General features: G+C 71.9%; 19 protein-coding genes. 8 read left to right on the forward strand and 11 right to left on the reverse strand.

Going from position 1 to position 20,598, the window contains the following annotated elements; genetic code table 11:
- The 3 genes from GUY60_RS16010 to GUY60_RS16020 all read left to right on the forward strand — a co-directional run.
- On the forward strand, nt 1-706 hold a 706-nt coding region (locus tag GUY60_RS16010; protein WP_161698305.1), incomplete at its 5' end, for a glycerophosphodiester phosphodiesterase family protein.
- 59 nt (nt 707-765) lie between these two features.
- Nucleotides 766-2,124: an MFS transporter gene (locus tag GUY60_RS16015; protein ID WP_161698308.1), complete on the forward strand. Its 1,359-nt coding sequence runs from the start codon at nt 766-768 to the stop codon at nt 2,122-2,124.
- A 255-nt stretch (nt 2,125-2,379) separates the two neighbouring features.
- Nucleotides 2,380-2,754, forward strand: coding sequence for an RNA polymerase-binding protein RbpA (locus GUY60_RS16020; protein ID WP_161698311.1), 375 nt, complete (start codon nt 2,380-2,382; stop codon nt 2,752-2,754).
- Between the two features lie 137 nt (nt 2,755-2,891).
- Here GUY60_RS16020 and fxsA read toward each other — a convergent pair whose 3' ends face one another.
- The 4 genes from fxsA to GUY60_RS16040 all read right to left on the reverse strand — a co-directional run bounded on the left by fxsA (nt 2,892) and on the right by GUY60_RS16040 (nt 7,183).
- On the reverse strand, nt 2,892-3,476 hold the full coding sequence (gene fxsA / locus GUY60_RS16025) for an FxsA family membrane protein (RefSeq protein WP_161698312.1): 585 nt from the start codon (nt 3,474-3,476) through the stop codon (nt 2,892-2,894).
- Between the two features lie 135 nt (nt 3,477-3,611).
- Nucleotides 3,612-4,391, reverse strand: a complete 780-nt coding sequence (locus GUY60_RS16030) for a polyprenol monophosphomannose synthase (protein WP_161698314.1) — start codon at nt 4,389-4,391, stop codon at nt 3,612-3,614.
- 506 nt (nt 4,392-4,897) lie between these two features.
- The gene (locus GUY60_RS16035) at nt 4,898-6,556 is read right to left on the reverse strand and encodes an amidohydrolase (protein WP_161698316.1); all 1,659 of its coding nucleotides are present in this window, start codon (nt 6,554-6,556) and stop codon (nt 4,898-4,900) included.
- A gap of 186 nt (nt 6,557-6,742) precedes the next feature.
- Nucleotides 6,743-7,183 (reverse strand): Lrp/AsnC family transcriptional regulator, encoded by a 441-nt coding sequence (locus GUY60_RS16040; RefSeq protein WP_161698319.1) that lies wholly within the window; start codon nt 7,181-7,183, stop codon nt 6,743-6,745.
- Between the two features lie 404 nt (nt 7,184-7,587).
- Here GUY60_RS16040 and GUY60_RS16045 point away from each other — a divergent pair, with 404 nt between their 5' ends.
- On the forward strand, nt 7,588-8,022 hold the full coding sequence (locus GUY60_RS16045) for a hypothetical protein (RefSeq protein WP_161698321.1): 435 nt from the start codon (nt 7,588-7,590) through the stop codon (nt 8,020-8,022).
- Nucleotides 8,023-8,050: 28 nt separating this feature from the next.
- Here GUY60_RS16045 and GUY60_RS16050 read toward each other — a convergent pair whose 3' ends face one another.
- Both GUY60_RS16050 and GUY60_RS16055 read right to left on the reverse strand, forming a co-directional pair.
- On the reverse strand, nt 8,051-9,145 hold the full coding sequence (locus tag GUY60_RS16050) for a phosphotransferase family protein (protein ID WP_161698324.1): 1,095 nt from the start codon (nt 9,143-9,145) through the stop codon (nt 8,051-8,053).
- 110 nt (nt 9,146-9,255) lie between these two features.
- Nucleotides 9,256-10,374, reverse strand: a complete 1,119-nt coding sequence (locus GUY60_RS16055; RefSeq protein ID WP_161698327.1) for an Rv3169 family protein — start codon at nt 10,372-10,374, stop codon at nt 9,256-9,258.
- Between the two features lie 285 nt (nt 10,375-10,659).
- Between GUY60_RS16055 and GUY60_RS39005 the strand changes: the two genes are divergently transcribed.
- On the forward strand, nt 10,660-11,010 hold the full coding sequence (locus tag GUY60_RS39005; RefSeq protein WP_246235084.1) for a hypothetical protein: 351 nt from the start codon (nt 10,660-10,662) through the stop codon (nt 11,008-11,010).
- 44 nt (nt 11,011-11,054) lie between these two features.
- On the opposite strand, the gene GUY60_RS16065 is transcribed toward GUY60_RS39005, so the two are convergent.
- Nucleotides 11,055-12,230 carry an acyl-CoA dehydrogenase family protein gene (locus tag GUY60_RS16065; protein WP_161698329.1) on the reverse strand — a complete coding sequence of 392 codons (1,176 nt, stop codon included), beginning with the start codon at nt 12,228-12,230 and terminating at the stop codon, nt 11,055-11,057.
- A gap of 464 nt (nt 12,231-12,694) precedes the next feature.
- Here GUY60_RS16065 and GUY60_RS16070 point away from each other — a divergent pair, with 464 nt between their 5' ends.
- Nucleotides 12,695-13,933: a glycoside hydrolase family 18 protein gene (locus GUY60_RS16070; RefSeq protein ID WP_161698332.1), complete on the forward strand. Its 1,239-nt coding sequence runs from the start codon at nt 12,695-12,697 to the stop codon at nt 13,931-13,933.
- A gap of 149 nt (nt 13,934-14,082) precedes the next feature.
- Here the strand turns inward: GUY60_RS16070 and GUY60_RS16075 are convergent, their stop codons facing one another.
- Nucleotides 14,083-14,238, reverse strand: coding sequence for an SCO1431 family membrane protein (locus GUY60_RS16075; protein WP_161698333.1), 156 nt, complete (start codon nt 14,236-14,238; stop codon nt 14,083-14,085).
- 119 nt (nt 14,239-14,357) lie between these two features.
- Nucleotides 14,358-15,794 (reverse strand): C39 family peptidase, encoded by a 1,437-nt coding sequence (locus GUY60_RS16080; RefSeq protein WP_161698334.1) that lies wholly within the window; start codon nt 15,792-15,794, stop codon nt 14,358-14,360.
- A gap of 223 nt (nt 15,795-16,017) precedes the next feature.
- Between GUY60_RS16080 and GUY60_RS16085 the strand changes: the two genes are divergently transcribed.
- Nucleotides 16,018-16,701, forward strand: coding sequence for a uridine kinase family protein (locus tag GUY60_RS16085; protein ID WP_246235085.1), 684 nt, complete (start codon nt 16,018-16,020; stop codon nt 16,699-16,701).
- A 426-nt stretch (nt 16,702-17,127) separates the two neighbouring features.
- Nucleotides 17,128-18,996, forward strand: coding sequence for an AAA family ATPase (locus tag GUY60_RS16090; RefSeq protein ID WP_161698336.1), 1,869 nt, complete (start codon nt 17,128-17,130; stop codon nt 18,994-18,996).
- A gap of 28 nt (nt 18,997-19,024) precedes the next feature.
- Here the strand turns inward: GUY60_RS16090 and GUY60_RS16095 are convergent, their stop codons facing one another.
- A complete protein-coding gene (locus GUY60_RS16095; protein ID WP_161698338.1) occupies nt 19,025-20,107 on the reverse strand; it encodes a hemolysin family protein in 1,083 nt (360 codons plus the stop codon).
- Nucleotides 20,104-20,598: transporter associated domain-containing protein (locus tag GUY60_RS16100; RefSeq protein WP_281368476.1), on the reverse strand; the 495-nt coding region annotated here is incomplete at its 5' end. The genes GUY60_RS16095 and GUY60_RS16100, both read right to left, overlap by 4 nt.

Raw genomic sequence — 20,598 nt, forward strand, 5'->3', positions numbered from 1 at the left:
GGGCGGTACGGCGGACGGCCTGGAGAACACCGCGGCCGCGTTCCGGCGCGCCGTCGACTCCGGCTACCGGTACCTGGAGACCGACGTCCACGCCACCGCCGACGGCAAGCTCGTCGCCTTCCACGACGCGACCCTGGACCGGGTCACCGACGGCGGCGGCAGGATCGGCTCCCTCAAGTGGGCCGACGTGCACCACGCGCGCGTGGCGGGCAGCGAACCCGTACCCCTCTTCGAGGACCTCCTGGAGGCGTTCCCCGAGGCGCGCTGGAACGTCGACATCAAGGCGGAGCCCGCGCTCGTCCCGCTCGTCGAGCTGATCCGCCGCACCGGCGCCTGGGACCGGGTCTGCGTCGGCTCGTTCTCGGAGTCGCGGGTGGCCAGGGCGCAGGCGCTCGCCGGGCCGCGCCTGGCGACCTCGCTCGGCGCCTCCGGTGTCGCGGCCCTGCGGCTGCGCTCGTTCGGCATCCCCGCCCCGCTGCGCCGGTCGGCGGTCTGCGCCCAGGTGCCTGAAACCCAGTCCGGGGTGCGGGTGGTGGACCGCCGCTTCGTCCGCACCGCGCACGCGCTCGGGCTCCAGGTGCACGTGTGGACCGTCAACGACCGGGAACGGATGGCGGCGCTCCTCGACCTGGGCGCCGATGGCATCATGACCGATCATCTCGGGACGCTCGTCGAGGTCCTGAAGGAGCGCGGCGCCTGGCAGTAGCCGGGCCGGGGGGAACCAGCGGCGCTGACAGGTCTACGGGGACGGCAGGGGGACTCGGGGTGGGCGCGGACACCGTGCGACCGGCGGACAAGGGCGGCAGCGCCGAGCGACGGCGCGAACAACACGGCTGGTACGTCTACGACTGGGCCTGCTCGGTCTACTCGACCAGCGTGCTCACCGTGTTCCTCGGCCCGTATCTGACCTCGGTCGCCAAGGCCGCCGCGGACCCCGACGGCTTCGTGCACCCGCTCGGCATCCCGGTCAGGGCGGGCTCGTTCTTCGCGTACTCCGTCTCGCTCTCCATCGTCGTGGCGGTCCTCGTGATGCCGCTCGCGGGGGCGGCGGCGGACCGCAGCGGACGCAAGAAGCCGCTGCTCGCGGTCTCCGCGTACCTGGGTGCCGGGGCGACCGCCGGAATGTTCTTCCTGGACGGCGACCGCTATCTCCTCGGCGGCCTCCTGCTGGTCGTCGCGAACGCCTCGCTCGGCGTCTCGATGGCCCTCTACAACGCCTACCTGCCGCAGATCGCCGAGCCCGAGGAACGCGACGCGGTCTCCTCCCGCGGCTGGGCCTTCGGCTACGCGTCCGGCGCCCTGGTGCTCGTCCTGAACCTGATCCTCTACAGCGGCCACGACTCCTTCGGCCTCGACGAGTCCACGGCGGTACGGATCTGTCTGGCGTCGGCCGGGGTGTGGTGGGGCGCGTTCACCCTGGTCCCGCTGCGCCGGCTGCGCGACCGCGGGGCCGCCGCGCGCGAGGACAGGGCGGCGCCGTCGACGGGCGGCTGGCGGCAGCTGAAGGCGACGCTGCGCGACATGCGCCGGCACCCCCTCACCCTGGCGTTCCTGCTCGCGTACCTGGTCTACAACGACGGCGTGCAGACGGTGATCTCCCAGGCCTCGATCTACGGCTCCGAGGAGCTGGGCCTCGACCAGACGACGCTGATCGTGGCCGTGCTCCTGGTCCAGGTACTCGCCGTGGCGGGCGCCCTCGGCATGGGCCGGCTCGCCCGGACCTACGGCGCCAAGCGGACCATCCTCGGCTCACTGGTGGCCTGGACGCTGACGATCGGCGCCGGGTACTTCCTGCCCGCCGGGGAACCCGTCTGGTTCTTCGCCCTCGCCGCGGGCATCGGCCTGGTACTCGGCGGCAGCCAGGCCCTCTCCCGCTCGCTGTTCTCGCACCTGATCCCGCGCGGCAAGGAGGCCGAGTACTTCTCCGCGTACGAGATGAGCGACCGCGGCATGAGCTGGCTCGGGCCGCTGGTCTTCGGTCTCACGTATCAGCTGACAGGGAGCTACCGGGACGCGATCATCTCTCTTGTGGCGTTCTTCGCGCTGGGATTCGTGCTCCTCGCGCGGGTGCCGGTGCACCGTGCCGCGGCCGCCGCCGGAAACCCCGTGCCGGACCGGATTTAGCCCCGGAGGCCAAAGGCCGGTAGTGTACGCCTTTGGCCTTCCAGGCGGACCGTTCCTGCGTGCTAAAGAACAAACAACGCTGGGTGACATCTCCTTTCAGATGTGACAAACCGGACGTCGGTGGGTACAACAAGGGGCGGCTACGACGGCGACGCATGACCCAGATCGGGAATCTTTACCGCCGACCGGACGTTGACCGGATGACGACGACAGCGACACCTGTCCTGTGGGCGACAAGCCCGGGAGGCACGATTCATGAGTGAGCGAGCTCTTCGCGGCACGCGCCTCGTGGTGACCAGCTACGAGACCGACCGCGGCATCGACCTGGCCCCTCGCCAGGCCGTGGAGTACGCATGCGACAACGGCCATCGATTTGAGATGCCGTTCTCGGTGGAAGCGGAGATCCCGCCGGAGTGGGAGTGCAAGGTCTGTGGGGCCCAGGCACTCCTCGTCGACGGCGACGGTCCCGAAGAGAAGAAGGGCAAGCCCGCGCGTACGCACTGGGACATGCTCATGGAGCGACGTACTCGTGAGGAGTTGGAGGAAGTCCTGGCCGAGCGCCTGGCCGTCCTGCGCTCCGGCGCCATGAACATTGCCGTGCATCCGCGCGACAGCCGCAAGTCCGCGTAACTCCGCGCACTTAAGGCGACTACAGCACCAAGCGACGGGCCGTGGTCGGCAGCACAGTGATGTGCTGCCGGCCACGGCCCGTCGGTATGCCCGCCGCCCTTCACAGGGCGACGGGCCTGAGCGAAGCGGACGGTCTGTCAGCCGGTCAGCGGCGGGCGCGGTCCCTGCTCCGGCCCGGCATCGGGGCCGGTGGGCGCGTCGTCGCGGATGACCTCGCCCTGCACCACCTTGCCGTCGGGCCGGTGCATACGAGCCTGCTGGAAGGCGTTCTCGAAGGTGCCGGGGCCCGCCTTGCGCATCCGGCGCTCCATGCTCCGCTCGACCCGTTTGGTCAGCACCGCGCGGACCGGCGGCAGCAGGCACAGCAGGCCGAGGGCGTCCGACACCAGGCCCGGCATCATGATCAGCAGGCCCGCGACCATCGTCAGGGCGTTACCGCCACTGCGTTCGTTGCGCTCCGGCATCTCGCCGCGCTGCGCCTGCTGGAGCTGTTCGGACCAGCCCTTGAAGGCGCGTCGGCCGGCCCGCTTGATGACCACGCCGCCGAGCAGGACACCGCCAAGGAGCAGCAGGAAAACGGTGAAGCCACCGGCCGCCGAGGCGACCACGGTGAGCAGCCAGACCTCCAGGACCATCCACGCGGCGATCCCGAGGGGCACGTACCTGCGCAGCTTGGAACGCGGAGCCGGACGGAGGGGCGGAGGCGGGGTGCCGGTCGTCATGCTCCCAGTGTGCCGAATGCTGTGTGCGGACTGCATAAGTGGGGCGCCCATAAAGCGCCCATATAAAAACGGGGCGCCGTCGGACGGCGCCCCGCGCAGGGACTCGGTGACTCGGTGGATCAGTGACGCGTCGGCTCAGCTGGAGCGCTTGCGGCCGAGCAGCTTGCCGATCTTGCCGGCCCGCTCCTCCACACCCCAGGCGGCGACCCGCCACAGCGCTTCGAGGGCGATGTCGCGGCTCATCTTGGAGTCGCCGTACTCGCGCTCCACGAAGGTGATGGGGACCTCGATCACGTGGTACCCGGCCTTGAGCGCGCGGCGGGCCAGGTCGATCTGGAAGCAGTAGCCCTGCGACGCGACCTCGCCGAGGCCGAGGCCCTCCAGGGTCTCCTTGCGGAAGGCGCGGTAGCCGCCGGTCACGTCGCGCAGCGGCACGTCGAGCAGCAGCCGGGAGTAGAGGCTGCCGCCGCGGGAGATCACCTCGCGGGACTTGGGCCAGTTGACGATGCGCCCGCCGGGCACCCAGCGCGAACCGAGCACCAGGTCGGCGCCCTTGAGCGCGGTGAGCAGCCGGGGCAGCTCCTCCGGCTTGTGCGAGCCGTCGGCGTCCATCTCGACCAGGACGCCGTACCCGTGCTCGATGCCCCAGCGGAAACCGGCGAGGTAGGCCGCGCCGAGCCCTTCCTTGCCCTTGCGGTGCAGGACCTGGACCTGGTCGTCATCGGCGGCCAGTTCGTCGGCGAACTTGCCGGTGCCGTCGGGGCTGTTGTCGTCAGCGATGAGTACGTGCGCCTCGGGTACGGCGGCTCGCACCCGGCTCACGATCGGCTTGATGTTCTCGGCCTCGTTGTACGTCGGAATGATCACCAACGCTGTGCCGAGCGGGCCGTACTGCCGCTGACCGCCGTCCTTCACTACTGCCCCTTAAGTCCGTACGCAGATGCTCCACCATAGTGGTCGCACCACTCGCCGCCCCAGGTGCAGGGTGCTGGTGTCGAAAGAGAGCCGTGGTCACGGCTGCGGATCGGGGCCCGGCGCCCTTCGGGCCGACCTGGGACCCGCTGGCTGCGGGTCGACCGAAAGCCGTTGTCTACTGAGCGTCCGGGCCCCACCCGGGTCACACCTGCCGACCGGGCGGGACCTGCCTTCGCCCCCGAGGCGCTGGCGCTGGACCTGGCTCCCAGTGGTGGTGTTCCGGTGCGGCACACCACCCCATGGCCCAGCGGCGTCGACGACTGCGTGGAGGTTTCCCGGTCGAACGTCCTGTGGTGGACCCGGCCGAACCTACCCGCCTCGGTCGGCCGTCTGTCAATACCCGTCTGACCTGGGCAGCTTCCCCAAGTCGCCTGCTCAGCACGGAGGATGCGCAGGTCGCGATGGAGCCCGGCGCGATCCGTACGGCGGCACGGCGACCCCGTACATCACCCGCCCGGCCGTACGAACACGGTGCGGCCGCCGACCACGGTCCGCAGGCAGAGCGGGAGTTCGGCTCCGGGGGTCAGTTCGGGCAGGCCGGGGGTGCCGGAGCGTGGGTCGGTGGACCAGCGGGCGACCCGGTCGTCCGGCGCCTGGACCACCAGTTCGTCGGCCTGCCAGATCGCGTAGTCGGCGGGTGCGCCGGGCACGAGCACGCCCGCGTCGTCCCGGCCCATGGCGCGCCAACCGCCGCGGGTGTGGGCGGTGAAGGCGGCGCGCACCGAGACCCGGTGCTCGAGGTTGCGGTGGAAGGCGGCGGCCCTGACGGTGCCCCACGGGTCGAGCGGCGTGACCGGGGCGTCCGAGCCGAAGGCCAGCGGCACACCCGAACGCAGCAGCGCGGCAAAGGGGTTGAGGGTGCGGGCCCGTTCGGCGCCCAGGCGGTCGGCGTACATGCCGTCGTCGCCGCCCCACAGCGCGTCGAAGCCGGGCTGTACGGACGCGGTGAGGCCGAGCTCCGCGAACGCGGCGACGGTCTCGGGGGTGAGCATCTCGGCGTGCTCGACGCGGTGCCTGGCGGCGCGGACGCGGGCGATGCCGACCTTCTCGGCGGCGGCGCGGACGCCCTCGACGACGGTGCTGACGGCGGCGTCGCCGATGGCGTGGAAGCCGGCCTGCAGGCCGGCCTCGGTGCAGGCGGTGACGTGGGCGGCGACCGCGGCGGCGTCGAGGTAGGCGGTGCCGGAGTGCGGGGCATCGGCGTACGGCTCGTGCAGGCAGGCGGTGTGCGAGCCGAGGGCGCCGTCGACGAAGAGGTCACCGGCAGCGCCGATCGCCCCGAGCGCGCGGATCCGGTCCGCGTCGGCGGGCGAGGCGATCTGCTCGGCCCAGTAGCCGAAGACCCGCGGTCCCGGCTCGGCGGCGGCGAGGGCGAGGAGGCCGGTGAGGTCGTCCTCGGAGGAGATGGTGGGGCCCGCGCACTCGTGCAGGGCACCGATGCCGAGGGACGCGGCGTGCCGCAGGGCGGCGCGCTGGGCTGCGGTGCGCTGCTCGGCGCCGATCGCGCTCTGGGCGGCGGCGCGCACCGCGTGGTGGGCGTCCTTGGTGAGGGGGGCGTCGGCCTCGTAACCGGGGCGTTCGGTGATGCCCGGCACCAGGTCGAGGAGTGCGGTGGTGACGACGGCGGAGTGCACGTCGATCCGGGAGAGGTACAGCGGGCGGCCGCCGGTGGCCTCGTCGAGTTCGGCGCGGGACGGCGGGCGGCGCTCGGTCCAGCGCGCGGCGTCCCAGCCGTGCCCGAGAAGCACCGGGTCGCCGGGGTGGGCCGCGGCGTGCGCGCGGACCAGGGCGAGCGCGTCGTCGAGGCCGCGGGCGCCGGAGAGGTCGAGTCCGGTGAGGGCGAGGCCGGTGGCGGTGGTGTGCACGTGGGCGTCCGTGAACGCCGGGGTGACGAGGGCGCCTTCGAGGTCGACGACCTCCTCGACACCGCTCGCGAAGGCGTCTGCGGCGCCTTCGGAGCCGACCCAGGCGATGTGGCCGCGTTCGACGACCATCGCGGTGGCGAAGGGGTCGGCGGGGCTGTGGATGTCACCGCCGCGCAGCAGGACGGTGCGGTGCCCGGCGTCGTCGGCGGTGGAGGCGGAGGGGGTGGTGCGCTCGCTCATGGGTCCAGTCTCGCGCCTCGGGACGGGTGCTCCGTGCCGGGGGTGGCCCGGTGTGCCGCGCCAGGCGTGCGCGTGGGGCGCGTTCGGTACGCGTGGGGGGCGCCGGACGGGCCTCGGCGGGAGCCTCAACCTGCCGTTCCCGTCCGCCGATTGAGACGGCCGACCACGCCCGATGGGCGCCGAGGGTCAGATTCTCGGCGGGCGTGCCTCGTACGGCGTGGAGAGGACCACGGTCGTACGGGTGGAGGTGCCGGCGAGGGTGCGGACGCGGCTGAGCAGGTCTTCCAGTTCGAGCGGGGTGGCGACGCGGACCTTGAGGATGTAGTTCTCGTCGCCGGCGACGCTGTGGCAGGCCTCGATCTCCGGGACACCGGCGAGGCGTTCGGCGATGTCGTCGGGGGCGCTGGGGTCGAAGGGCTTCACCGAGATGAACGCGGTCAGCGGCAGGCCGACGGCTTCCGGGTCCACCACGGCCGCGTACCCACGGATGACGCCGCGCTGTTCGAGTCGGCGCACGCGCTGGTGCACCGCCGACGTGGACAGGCCCGTGGCCTTGCCCAGGTCGGTGTAGCTCATCCGCCCGTCCTTGACGAGCAGCTGCACGATCTGACGGTCGAGCTCCTCCATGCCCTGAACTTACAGGGCCGTGATCTCTTGTGACACCCGGTGTCCACTGGCCGAACGGCCTGCGGTCACGCCCCGGACGCACGGCCGGGGATTCGAGGCCCGAACAGGTCGTCGGGCGGCGCTCGCCCGTATCGGCGCGTACGACAACTCCCCCTCGGGAGGCGGTAGCTGGGCCGGACGCAGGAGCGCGCCCCCTGAACACCCCTCGAGTGCGCCGCGATCCACCTGTCGGGACGCGTGTATCCACACCCCGGACACCGGCATGAGCGAGGGGCATGTGACGAACACCACAGGTTTATCGACGTGTACGTCGGGCGGGGGTGATTACCCACAGGACGTGGCGGGAAATGCTTGCTGTGGTCGAGGCCACAGCGCCCGGCCGGCCACCCGAGGGGGAGAGTCCCATGCAGAGTGTGAAGCGCCCTGGCCGCACTGCCCGGAACCGGCAGCCGTCGGTCGTCGAGCTCGTACCGGAGGGCGTCGAACCGGACGCCGACGGCACCGACGAGCTCGACGCGTACGACACGTTCGAGATGTACCGGGTGATCTGCCCGGACTGCGTCCAGCCCATCGCGCTCCTGGCGGACGAGGACACGCTGCCCGAGCACGCCAAGTGCCCCACTCCCTGGAACCCGTTCGGGCTCCAGGTCTGCTCCGGGACCGGCCGCCGGGCCTCCGACGCCCGGCCCGCCGACGAGAACCCGGAGGCCCAGGAGCAGGACACCGCCCTGCTGTTGACGCTCCCTCAGGGACTCGACTGGCGCACCCAGCCCTTCTCCCACGTGGGCGGCCCCGGCTCCCGCCCGCGGAAGGCGCCGCAGCTGTACCGCGCCGCCTGAGCACACCTTCCGCGGGCCTGACGCCCGCTCAACTCCAGTAGCTGCCCTGCACCATGGCCGCGAGGCTGTCGTGGTGCAGGATCAGCCGGTCGGGGTCCTCGGGCAGCGCGGCCTCGCCGAAGTGCACCTGCCGGTAGGCGACCCGGAGCATCACGACGGCGTGCCGCAGCGCCGCGTACAGCGTGTAGAAGTCCATGGCGCGCGGCGTGTGCCCGGTGAGCTCGGCGTAGCGGGCCTCGATCCGCTCGCGGCGCAGGAAGTCCGGCAGGCCCCGCTGGCCGAAGGACACGGTCAGGTCCTGGAAGAAGCGGTGCAGATAGACCGTCCAGCCGAGGTCCACCTCGCGCGGGGCGAGCGCCGCCATCTCCCAGTCGAGCACGGCCTCCGGCGTGAAACCGTCGTAGATGATGTTGCCGATACGGGCGTCGCCCCAGTTGAGGACCGGTTCGCCCTCGTCCTGTGGCCAGAGCTCGGTGAGCCGGTCGAAGGCGCTCTCGATCAGCGGCGAGCGGGGCAGCCCGTCCACCACCCAGGCGTAGTAGGCGCGTTGGGCCGCGACGTGGCGGCGCAGCGGGCTGCCGTCGCCCGGCAGTTCCAGGAAGCCCGCCCGCTCGACGGGGAAGCGGTCGTGGAGGCGGGCGATGATCCGTACGGTCGCGTCCTCGAGCCGGGCGCGTTCGGCGTCGCTCGCGGAATGCAGCCAGTTCCCCTCGTACGTGTACGGCATGACGTCGGGCGGCACCCGGCCCGCCTTGCGTTCCATCACGAAGAAGGGCGCGCCGAGCGGCTCGGGGTCCTCCTCCAGCCAGAGCACGCGCGGCACCGGGATCCCGGTGTGCTCGGCGACGAGGCGCATGGTCTCGTACTGCCGCCTCATGTCGTACACGGGGAAGATCGTGTACGCCTTCGGGTCCGCCGCGAGCCGCAACGCGCAGGCTTTCAGCGGGGGTTGGGGATGGTCGAGGTCGAAAAGCAGGGTCTCGCTCGACATGCCGTTGGACTCGGGCACGGACACGTCGCGCACCGTGGCGCCCGGCAGGCGGGTGCCGAGCCAGTCGGTGAGGCGGCGGGTGAGCTCCTCGGGGTCGCGGGTCGTGGTGCGGGGCCGGGGTGCCGTGGCCATCTCCGAACTCCCTTCACTGGTGGTCCTGTTGACGGGGCACTCGACTGCGGTGACGACTCACTGAGACATCACTTCTTCAGGGGGACCGAGCCTCAGGGGGTGACCGAGCCTCAAGGGGCGACCGAGTCGAAGCCGGTGAATCCGCTGGGGTCGTGGCGGCCGAAGCTGCCGTGCTCGAAGATCCCGTATCCGATCCGGCCGTCGAGGGTGAAGCGGGCGGCGTGGTCGGTCACTCCGTACGCGGCGAGTGGGTGGGCGGCCGGGTCGGAGAGGTCGTAGACCTGCCGGTCGGTCCAGCCGCGGCCCTGCCAGGTGCCGTGCTGCCAGTCGCCCGCGGGCGGGTACCCGGCGCCGACGGCGAGCGGGGACGAGGCGAGGACGCGGACGCCGAGTTCGAGGGGTTTGCGGGCCGGGTCGGTGAGGTGGATGACGACGTGCTCGGGGTGGCGGGTGCCGGAGCGGTAGCCGATGTCGGCGTGCGGCCAGCCGAGTTGGACGTCATGGTGGCCCTCGCGCACGAGCAGCGCCTCGTTGAGGGTGCGGTGGCCGTCGGCGTCCTCCTGGACGATCACCATGAGGAAGCGGTCGTCGAACGCCACCGGCACCCAGAGCCAGTGGAAGCCCTCGGTGCGGTGTTCCTCGGCGCCGCGCCCGCCCTCCTCGCCGGGGATCGGGCGCACGCCCCAACTGCGGTCCCGGGTGGCCGTCCACTCCCCCGGCGTCACCTGGATCTCCTCGCCGCCGACCCGGATCACCCCGCTCGGCCGGCCCGCCTGCACGAAGCGGCGACCCTCCAGGGTCAGCCGGTCGCCGCGCCGTTGGACGTGGTGGGGCTCCCAGACCGCCGGGAAGTCGGCGTTCCACTCGATGTCGTACGAGAGGGAGTCGGGGCCTTCGGCCGCGCAGCGCAGGCGGATGCGCTGGAGCGGGCGGTCGACGGTGACGCTGAGCGGGCCGACGGCGAGCTGCATCCGGTCGTCGCCGAGCGCGTCCGAGGCGCGTACGGCGTGCAGGGTGTCGCCGATGCGCAGGGTGGCGTAGGCGTCGATCACTCCGGTGTTGGGGTAGACGCCGAGCCCCAGGATGAGCAGGAAGCGGCCTTCGTGGTCGAAGACGTGGAAGATGCAGCGGTCGTAGGCGTTGCGGTCGCCGGTGGCGACGTGCTTCATGGAGAGCGGTACCTGGTGGATCGGGTACTCGTCGAGCGGGACCGGGCGGTCGTCGGCCACGGCAAACCTCCTGGACGCACAGTGAATGGGCGTCGCTCGGAGGGGTGCGGCCCCCGGCGGCGCAGATGACGGTACGTCAGATATGCACTGCGGGGCCATACTTGTGGCGCTGTCGCCGGTGCTCGTCCGAGAGCCGCGGGTCGCGGCGGCGCTCGCGGCGCTGTCAGGTGGGAGACGCGTACGCCGGTCGGAGCCGCTCCCTGAACCGCGCCCCGGTCACTCTCAGAACTGACGCCCGAATCCCCCGGGCGGTGACCGTTGACGCGGCTGTGACGTTGGCCGGGCATGACCGCCTTGCATGAAGCGATCGGCCGGCGCCGACGCACGCTGTACGTCCCCGCCACCGGAGAATCGGTTCAGCAGGCCCCCAGGCAACTGCCCGCACCCGCACCCGCGCTCCCGTCCGACCCGCCCATCTATCGCGCGCTGTTGCAGACGTGGGCGGGCCGGGGCAGGACGCTTCCCGGCCACCGTGACCCGGAGTGGGCGCAGTTGACCGCGCCGATCGTGCGCACCGGGCAGTTCGGTTCGACGACGCCGTTCAGCGCGCAGCCCATGCAGCACACTCAGGCCGGTCAGGGGCCGTACCGGGACGGGGAGAGCGGCTTCGCACTGACGGCTCGCGGCGAGGAGTAGCGCCCGCGCACGCATCGGCGGGGCGGAGGGCGGTCCTCAGTGGGTCACTGGGACTCCGGACCCGCCAAGTGCCGGGCGATCACGACGCGTTGGATCTGGTTCGTGCCCTCGACGATCTGCAGCACCTTGGCCTCGCGCATGAGGCGCTCCACGGGGAAGTCCATCGTGTAGCCGTACCCCCCGAGGACCTGGACGGCGTCGGTGGTGACGCGCATCGCCGCGTCCGTGCAGAACAGCTTGGCCATGGCGGCCTGGCGGGAGAACGGCAGGCCCGCGTCGCGCAGCCGGGCCGCCGAGAGGTAGAGCGCGCGGCCGGCCTCGATCTGGGTGGCCATGTCGGCCAGCATGAAGCGCAGCCCCTGGAAGTCGGCGATCGGGCGGCCGAACTGGCGGCGCTCCGTCGCGTACGCGAGCGCCTCGTCCAGGGCCGCCTGGGCCACGCCGATCGCACAGGCGGCGATGCCGAGGCGGCCGGAGTCGAGGGCGGACAGGGCGATGGCGAAGCCCTGGCCCTCCTCGCCGAGGCGCCGGGCGTCGGACACCCGGACGCCGTCGAAGTGGAGTTGGGCGGTCGGTGAGCCCTTGAGGCCCATCTTCCGCTCGGGCACCGCGGCCGTGAGGCCCTCGGCGTCCCCCGGTACGAGATAGGCCGTGATGCCCTTGGGGCCGTCGCCGCCGGAGCGGGCCATCACCGTGTAGAAGTCGGCGATGCCGCCGTGCGTGATCCAGGCCTTGCCGCCGGTGATCACCCAGCTGTCGCCGTCCCGCACGGCTTTGGTGCGCAGCGAGGCGGCGTCGGATCCCGCCGCGGGCTCGGAGAGGCAGTACCCGCCGAGGAGTCCGCCGCCGAGTATCGCCGGGAGGTGCTCGGCCTGCTGTTCCTTCGCGCCGTACCCGGCGAGGGCGTGGGCGGCGAGGGTGTGGACGCTGACGCCGAGGCCGACGGTGAGCCGGGCCGCGGCGAGTTCTTCGAGCACCTGGAGGTAGACCTCGTACGGCTGGTCGCCGCCGCCGAACTCCGACGCGTACGGCAGGCCCAGGAGGCCGGAGCGGGAGAGCAGGGTGAAGACCTCGCGCGGGAAGCTCCCGGACTCCTCGCCGTCGGCGGCTCCGGGGGCGATCTCGCGCTGCGCGATCTCGCGGACGAGCGCGAGGAGGTCACGGGCCTCTTCAGTGGGCAACTGGCGCTCCACCGGCTGGTACGGCTCGCGGTCCGTCATGTCGTCGCTCTCCTCCCGGTCGGGCACTTCGGCGCACCGGGTGAGGTGCCGCCGAAGTCTGACAACCCGGCCGCTGGGCGGCGATTCGGATCTCGAAACGCGGCTGAACGGCGGCCGTTGCGCTGAGTATGCCTGATCAGAGAGCGCACGTCATCAGGTTCACGACCGTTCACTTCACTTCTCTCACGGAAGCGCACGCGGGCCCGGCATCCGGACCCGGAACGGACCCGGAATGCCCGGTTTCCGGGGCGGGAACCAGGCCGGGAACCGGGCCGGGAACGGGGGCCGAGGCCACCTCCGAGGATTGGTCCGAACCATTGACCGCACTGGTCTAGTCCTCTACTGTTCCGGCGAACGCCTCCCCGCGTTCATGACAATCCTGGACGCCGGGTTCCGCCCCTTCCAGAACCCGTGCGCAGTGCAAGGTCAACAGCAGTTCCCTCCCTCCCCCACGAGGAGACACCATGCTCGGACCGCACCGCCCCAGCACCCGCACCCGGGTGCTGATCGCCGCATCGTGTTGTGCCGTGCTCGGCGCCGGCCTGTTCGCCGGAGCGGGTGCCGCCGGTGCCGCCCCGACCCCCGAGAAGGAGACCGCGGCGGCCGGCTCGAAGGTCGTCGGCTACTTCACCGAATGGGGCGTGTACGACCGCAATTACCACGTCAAGAACATCGATACGTCCGGCTCCGCCGACAAGCTGACGCACATCAACTACTCGTTCGGCAACGTCCAGGGCGGCAAGTGCACGATGGGCGACGCCTACGCGGCGACCGACAAGGCGTACACCGCCGACCAGTCCGTGGACGGCAAGGCCGACAGCTGGGACCAGCCGCTGCGCGGCAACTTCAACCAGCTGCTCAAGCTGAAGGCCAAGCACCCGAACCTGAAGGTGCTGTGGTCGTTCGGCGGCTGGACCTGGTCCGGCGGCTTCACCGAGGCCGCGAAGAACCCCGAGGCCTTCGCCCAGTCCTGCTACGACCTGGTGGAGAACTCCAAGTGGGCCGATGTCTTCGACGGCATCGACATCGACTGGGAGTACCCGAACGCCTGCGGGCTCAGCTGTGACACCAGCGGCCGTGAGGCGTACAAGAACCTGATGGGCGCGGTGCGCGCCAAGTTCAAGGACCAGTTGGTCACCGCCGCGATCCCGGCCGACGCGAGCGACGGCGGCAAGCTCGACGCCGCCGACTACGCGGGCGCCGCCCAGTACGTCGACTGGTACAACCCGATGACGTACGACTTCTTCGGGGCCTGGGACGCGAAGGGCCCGACGGCTCCGCACTCGCCGCTCAGCAAGTACGACGGCATCCCCAAGGACACCTGGAACTCCGAGGCGACGATCGCGAAGCTCAAGGGCCTCGGCATTCCGTCGGAGAAGCTGCTGCTCGGGGTCGGCTTCTACGGGCGCGGCTGGACCGGCGTCACGCAGAAGGAGCCGGGCGGCACGGCCACGGGTCCCGCGGCGGGCAAGTACGAGCAGGGCATCGACGACTACAAGGAACTGAAGACGAAGTGCCCGGCCAACGGAACCGTCGGCGGCACCGCCTACGCGCACTGCGGCAACGAGTGGTGGAGCTACGACACCCCGGAGACCCTCGCCGGGAAGATGGCCTACAAGAACAAGGAGGGCCTCGGCGGCACCTTCTTCTGGGAGCTCAGCGGTGACACCGCGAACGGCGAACTGATCAAGTCGATCAACTAGCCGGAGCAGCCTGCGCCGCGGGCTTCAGCTGGACGGCAACCAGCCTGCGGCGTGAGTCGGCGGGGCGGACGGGCCTGGCGCCCCTCCGCCTCGTCGGCGTGCGGGGTCCGGGTCCGCGTCCGCGTCAGAGCAGGCAGCGGGCCTCGGGTTCAGAGCAGGCCGGCCTGGGTGACGAACATGGCGAGCACGACGACCAGGGTCCAGCCGAGGACGTGCTCCAGGATCTTGGGGCCGTCCTCCTTGGGTCCGCCCGTGCGGCTCAGGATGCGGCGGGCTTCGTCGACGGTGGTGGCGGTCGCGGTCATGGCGGTCTCACTCACGGTTTCGCGGGCAGTGGCGTCCCCCCACTGACCCGACCAGAGTGACAGGGGAACCGGGCCCCGAGGGGGAGAGATGGGTCACCCCCTCGGGCCCGGACCACCCCTCAGCGCACCCCGACCGCCGCGAGAGCCCTGGTCTGGGCGCCGTTCGGCTGGGCCGGGAAGTACAGGTAGCAGACCCCGCCCGTGCCGGATGTCACCTTGCCGTCGGCGTTGTACCGCTTGGTGCGGAGCCAGATGTTCTCCCACTCGCGCCGCTTGTAGACCCGGCGCACGGCGTCGTTGCTCGGCGAGGCCGGGTCGTTGGCGATCACGTCGCCGCCCTCGGTGAAGCCGATCACGGTCATCAGGTGCCCCGCGGTGCCGTACCCGGCGCCGGTCAGCTCCTTCGCCAGGAAGGACTGGGACGTGATGACCGGGATGCCCGCACCGATCAGCGTCTCCAGGTCGGTGAGCGAGCCGAGCCGGGTGACGACGGCCTGCATGTCCTTGTACGTGGCCGCGTAGGCGGCGTTGAACGGCCAGTTGCCGCAGCCCTCGTACTGGTAGTCGTAGGTGAACCGGGCCGCGTGGCAGACCTGCGGGTCGGCGAAGTCCGGGTTCACCCAGGCCAGGTCGTCGGCCGAGGGCTTGCGGCCCCAGTGCTCCAGGATCATCTGCGAGGAGGTGGGGCTGCACCAGGCCTCGCCGCCGTTGTCGTACTCGGGGTACTGGCCGACGTGGGTGTTCTGCGAGTAGCGCGGCACCTTCAGCTCCGCGGCGAGGCCCGGTTCCGACGCGGGCACCGTGAAGCGGTCCGGGATGTCCGAGCCCATCGCGCCGAGCCGCCACACGGTGGGCGTGACGCCGCTCCCCGGCTTGCGGTACAGCGTCAGACGGAGCTGGTACGCGGTCACCCGCAGCCCCTTCGCCGGGTCGTCGACGGCGAGGGTGTCGGTCCACACCGAGGTCTTGCCGTCCTTCTGGCCGTCGACGGAGGTGCGCCGGATCGCGTCGGCGTCGGCGTCGCCCTCGCGGTCGTCGCCGGAGGTCCAGCGGCCCATCACGTACCAGGGGCTCCGCTTGCCGTCGCTGTACGTGCCGCGCAGCTCGACCTGGAGCCAAGTCCCGGACGGCGTACGGGAGTTCCAGGACGCGACGAGCTCGGTGGCGGGCACGGTGAGCCGGTGCTCGGGCGCCGTCCACACCGCGTACTCCCACTCCGCGCTCCTGCCGGTGTGCGGGTCCTTGTACGCGACGGTGCCGGCGGGCTTGTCGATCTCCACGCCCGCGCGCGTGGCGGCGACCGCGCGGGTGCCCTTGTGGGTGCCCGTGCTCCAGTCCGCGTACGAGGTCCAGAAGCGGTTGTCGACGCGGCGGGCGGCCGCCTTCGCGCGCGTGGTTCCGGATGCGGCGGGAGCGCCGGACGCGGCGGGGGTGCGGCCCCTGAGCGAGCCGCCCTCGGCGGCGACGGCCGTGGCGGCGACGGTGCCGCCCGCCGCGACCGCCACCGCGGCGGCGAGCAACGATCTGCGAGTGGTGGAACGGGACGATTCGGTCATGGCGTGGAGCCCCTCGTCGAGTCGCGAATCAAGAGCGCCGCCGGGCCCTTCGACGGTCCCGGCGGCGTACGGCGTGAATGGCGGATGCATGACAGTGGGGCCCACTATCTCCGCCGTGGACGGCCGGGGCCAGCACTTCGGGCCGCGTCCCCGGCACCAATATTGGCGTGGACCACTGGAGCGGCCCGCGAACCGGGTCCGGGGCCGCCGTAGCCTTGGGTCGATGGACGACCTCCCCGACCCCTCCGCGCTCCCCGAGCCCTCCGGGCCCTTTGACCTCCCGGAACTCGGCCGCCTCGCCCGCACCCTGCGCGCGCTGCCGCCCTCCTGCGGTCCGGTGCGGCTCGTCGGCGTCGACGGGCACGCGGGCTCGGGCAAGTCGACGTTCGCGGTACGGCTCGCCGCGGCCCTCGGCGGTGCGCCCGTCGTCGGGCTCGACGACATCCGCAGCCACGACGAGCTATTCGACTGGACCGACCGCTTCCGCGCGGAGGTTCTCGCTCCGCTCGCCGCGGGCCGCACGGCACGCTTCCGTACGTACGACTGGAACGCGCGGCGCTTCGACGCCGAGCAGCGGGTGGAGCCCGAGCCGGTCGTGCTGATCGAGGGCGTCGGGGCCGGGCGGCGGGCGCTGCGGCCCTCGCTCGCGTGGCTCTGCTGGATGGATCTGCCGCACGGCGACGCGTGGGCGCGGGGGCGCGGCCGGGACGGTGCGGCACAGCGGGAATTCTGGGACGGCTGGGAGCCGGCCGAGCGTCGGCATTTCGCCGAAGACCCCACCCGGCCGCACGCCGACACCTGGGTACGGCAGCGAACCGAGGGGTACGTGGTGCTGCCGGGGCACCAGGAAACGCCGCCGCCACCCCAAGCCATCACACACGGTGATGACTCGTCGGCGGTCCGCTGAGCCCCCCGGAAAGGCCCTTCCACGAGAACTCCAACTCTGCTTGACCCGGGGGTCGTACAGGACTTACGTTCTCAATGTGCGGTTCTTCGGGACCGCCCCGCAGACGCGAAGCCCCCGGTTGTTCCCCCGTGATCGGGGGCTTCGTTCTGCCCTTTGTCCGCTTTCGCGACCGCGACCGGACGCCCCTTGATCACCCTCGGTGACCATCCCCAACTCCCCCCTCACATACGCCTCTTCAGGCGCGAGAACCGTGCGGCACCCTACGGCCGACGGCTCCCCCGCAGGTACGATGCCTCTCGGTGCGACCTTGCGGACGGCGCTCGGCGCCACCCCACGCACGACGGAGTCAGCACCGGTCAACTCCCGTCTGCGGCACGCAGGTTCGGCACAGCACGGGCACGGTTGTGGGGGGTTGTGGGGTACGGGATGGACATCGGCGCGCAGGGTTCTTCGACCCCGGCCGACCTCGCCTGGCTGCGGGGCGTCGACGCCTACACGATGGGCGCCTATCCGCAGGCCGAGGAGGAGTTCCGGGCCGCGGTGCGGATGGACCCGCAGATGGCCGACGGCTGGCTCGGCCTGCACGCGCTGCGCATCGACACGACGACGGCGCTCCTGCACATGTTCCGGCACCGCGACCGCTTCGGCGAGCAGCGCACCCGCCACCGGCGCACCCTCAACTCCTGGTACTGGCTTGGCTGGTGGGTGCAGCCGGTGCTCGAATCGCCGCGCGACCTGCTGCTCGCGCACGCCTCGCACTGGCTCGACGGGCGGCACGTCCCCGAGCTCGACCGCGCCCTCGCCGGGCTGCCGCCGATCGACACGGACCCGCAGGTGCGGTTCCTGCACGGCTGCCGCGCCTATCTGGTCAAGGACTGGGAACAGCTCGTCCGGCACACCGACCCGCTGACCTCCGACCCGGTGCTCGGCATCGAGGCGGGCCTCTTCGGCGGCATGGCACGGGTCCGCCTGGAGATGTACGGGCAGGCCGAGCCGCTGCTCTCGGCCGCCCTGATGCGCTGCCGCAGCGAGCAGCCGCAGCGCAAGGAGCTCCGCTACTGGCTGGCCCGCGCCCACGAGGGCACCGGCCGCAGCGCCGCGGCGCTCCCCCTGTACCGGGCCGTGCACCGGGTCGACCCGGCGTTCATGGACACCTCGGCGCGGCTCGCGGCCATCGCGGAGTACGACGGCTTCGACGGCGGCGACGACCCCGGCGACCTGACGGCACTCGCCCTCGCCGGGGCCGGGCAGGACACCTCGGACCCCGCGGACGCGCTCGACGAGCAGTACGGCGCGGAGGGCCTCGACCTGAAGGTCGGTACGGGTTCCGAGGGTGCCGCGCCGCCCGCGACGCCCGGCTCGGCACGTGAGAAGGCGGTGCTGCCGGTGCCGGGGCCGCAGTTGCCCGCCGGGCCCGCCGACCCCGTACTGCTCCAGGAAGCGCTCGCCGAGCTGGAGCGGATGGTCGGGCTCGATCCGGTGAAGCGGCAGGTCAAGGCGCTCTCCGCGCAACTGCGGATGGCCCGCCTGCGGGCCGGGCAGGGGCTTCCGGTGCAGCCCCCGAAGCGGCACTTCGTGTTCTCCGGCCCCTCCGGCACCGGCAAGACGACGGTGGCGCGCATCCTCGGCCGGGTCTTCTACGCGCTCGGGCTGCTCGGCGGCGACCACCTGGTGGAGGCCCAGCGCGCCGACCTGGTCGGCGAGTACCTCGGCCAGACCGCGGTCAAGGCCAACGAGTTGATCGACTCGGCGCTCGGCGGGGTCCTCTTCGTCGACGAGGCGTACGCCCTGTCCAACTCGGGCTACAGCAAGGGCGACGCGTACGGCGACGAGGCGCTGCAGGTGCTGCTGAAGCGGGCCGAGGACAACCGGGACCACCTGGTCGTGATCCTCGCCGGGTACCCCGAGGGCATGGACCGGCTGCTCGCCGCCAACCCCGGCCTCTCCTCCCGCTTCACGACCCGCGTCGACTTCCCCTCGTACCGGCCGCTCGAACTCACCGCGATCGGCGAGGTGCTGGCCGCGGAGAACGGGGACGTGTGGGACGAGGAGTCCGTCGAGGAGCTGAAGTCGATCAGTGGGCACGTGGTGGACCAGGGGTGGATCGACGAGCTGGGGAACGGGCGGTTTCTGCGCACGCTGTACGAGAAGTCGTGTGCGTACCGGGACTTGAGGCTGTCGGGGTATCCGGGGGCGCCCACGCGGGATGATCTGGCGACGCTGCGGTTGCCGGATCTTATGCAGGCTTACGGTGAGGTGCTTTCCGGGCGGCCGCCCGGGTCTTCGTCGCGGTGAGCTTGCCCTGGGGCGGGGAGGGGAAGAATCAGCCCGCCAGCACCTCCGCCGCCGCCTCCGCCCTGGGCTCGCCCAGACGTACCAGCGGGACCGCTCGGTGGGCCGGGTCTCGGACCTCGCCCACTAGGAGTTCGAGGACGTCCTCGAGGGTGACCAGGCCGAGGATCCGGCCCGACCCGTCCGCGACCTGGGCCAGGTGGGTGGCCGCGCGGCGCATCACCGTCAGGGCGTCGTCCAGGGGGAGTTCCGCGCTCAGGGTCGGCAGCGGGCGCCAGATGTGCTGGGGTACCGCCCGCTCCGGGTCCTCCAGGTCGAGTACGTCCTTCACGTGCAGGTACCCCATGAACGCGCCGCCCTCCGCGCACACCGGGAACCGCGAGTAGCCGGTGCGTACCGTCAGATCCTCGATGCGGTGCGGGGTCACCGACGGGTCGACGGTGACCAGCGAGGCGCGGGTGAGCAGGACGTCGGTGACCGGGCGGGAGCCCAGTTCGAGGGCGTCCTCCAGGCGCTCCTGCTCGGCCGGTTCGAGCAGCCCGGCCTGGCCTGAGTCCTCGACGAGCCGGCCGAGCTGGACCCGGGTGAAGGCCGCCTCCACCTCGTCCTTGGGCTCGACCCGGAACACCTTGAGGACGAGGCGGGCGCAGGCGCCGAGGCCCGCGGTCACCGGGCGGCAGAGCCGGGCGAAGCCGACCAGGCCGGGGCTCAGCCACAGCGCGGTCTTCTCGGGCGCGGCCATCGCCAGGTTCTTCGGCACCATCTCGCCGATGACGAGGTGCAGGAAGACGACCACGGCAAGGGCGATCGCGTACCCGAGCGGGTGGATCAGGCCCTGCGGGACGTGCGCCGCGAGGAAGACCGGCTCCAGGAGGTGCGCGACGGTCGGCTCGGCGACCGCGCCGAGCGTCAACGAGCAGACGGTGATGCCGAATTGGGCGGCCGCCATCATCTGCGGCAGGTTGCCGAGGCCGTACAGGACCTGCTGGGCCCGCTTGCCCTCCAGGGGTTCGATCTGGCTGCGCCGGACCGAGACGAGCGCAAACTCGGCGCCGACGAAGAAGCCGTTGCCGAGCACCAGGAGGAGGGCGAAGAGGAGTTGGAGCAGGCTCATCGGGCCGCCTCCGGGGTCGTGGCCAGGGCAGGTACAGGTACGGGTCCGGGTACAGGGCCGGTCGGCAGGGGCGCGGTGCGTACCAGGCGGACGCGCTCCGCGCGGTAGTGGTCGACCCGGCGCACCGACAGGCGCCAGCCGGGCAGCTCGGCCCGGTCGCCCGGGGCGGGGATGCGGCCGAGCAGATCGGCGACGAGTCCGGCGACCGTCTCGTACGGGCCCTCCGGGGCGTCGAGGCCGATGCGCTGCAGGGTGTCGACCCGGCAGCCACCGTCGGCGTCCCAGGCGGGGCGGCCGTCCTCGGGCGGTACGGCGGCGAGTTCCGGCAGGTCGTGCGAGTCATGCTCGTCGCGCACCTCGCCGACGAGTTCCTCGACGATGTCCTCGAGGGTGACGACACCGGCGGTGCCGCCGTACTCGTCGACGACCAGGGCCATCGGCTGCTCGCTGCGCAGCCGCTCAAGGAGGGGCTGTACGGGGAGGGTCTGGGG

This window comes from Streptomyces boluensis, from assembly GCF_009908195.1.
Classification (GTDB): Bacteria; Actinomycetota; Actinomycetes; order Streptomycetales; family Streptomycetaceae; genus Streptomyces; species Streptomyces boluensis.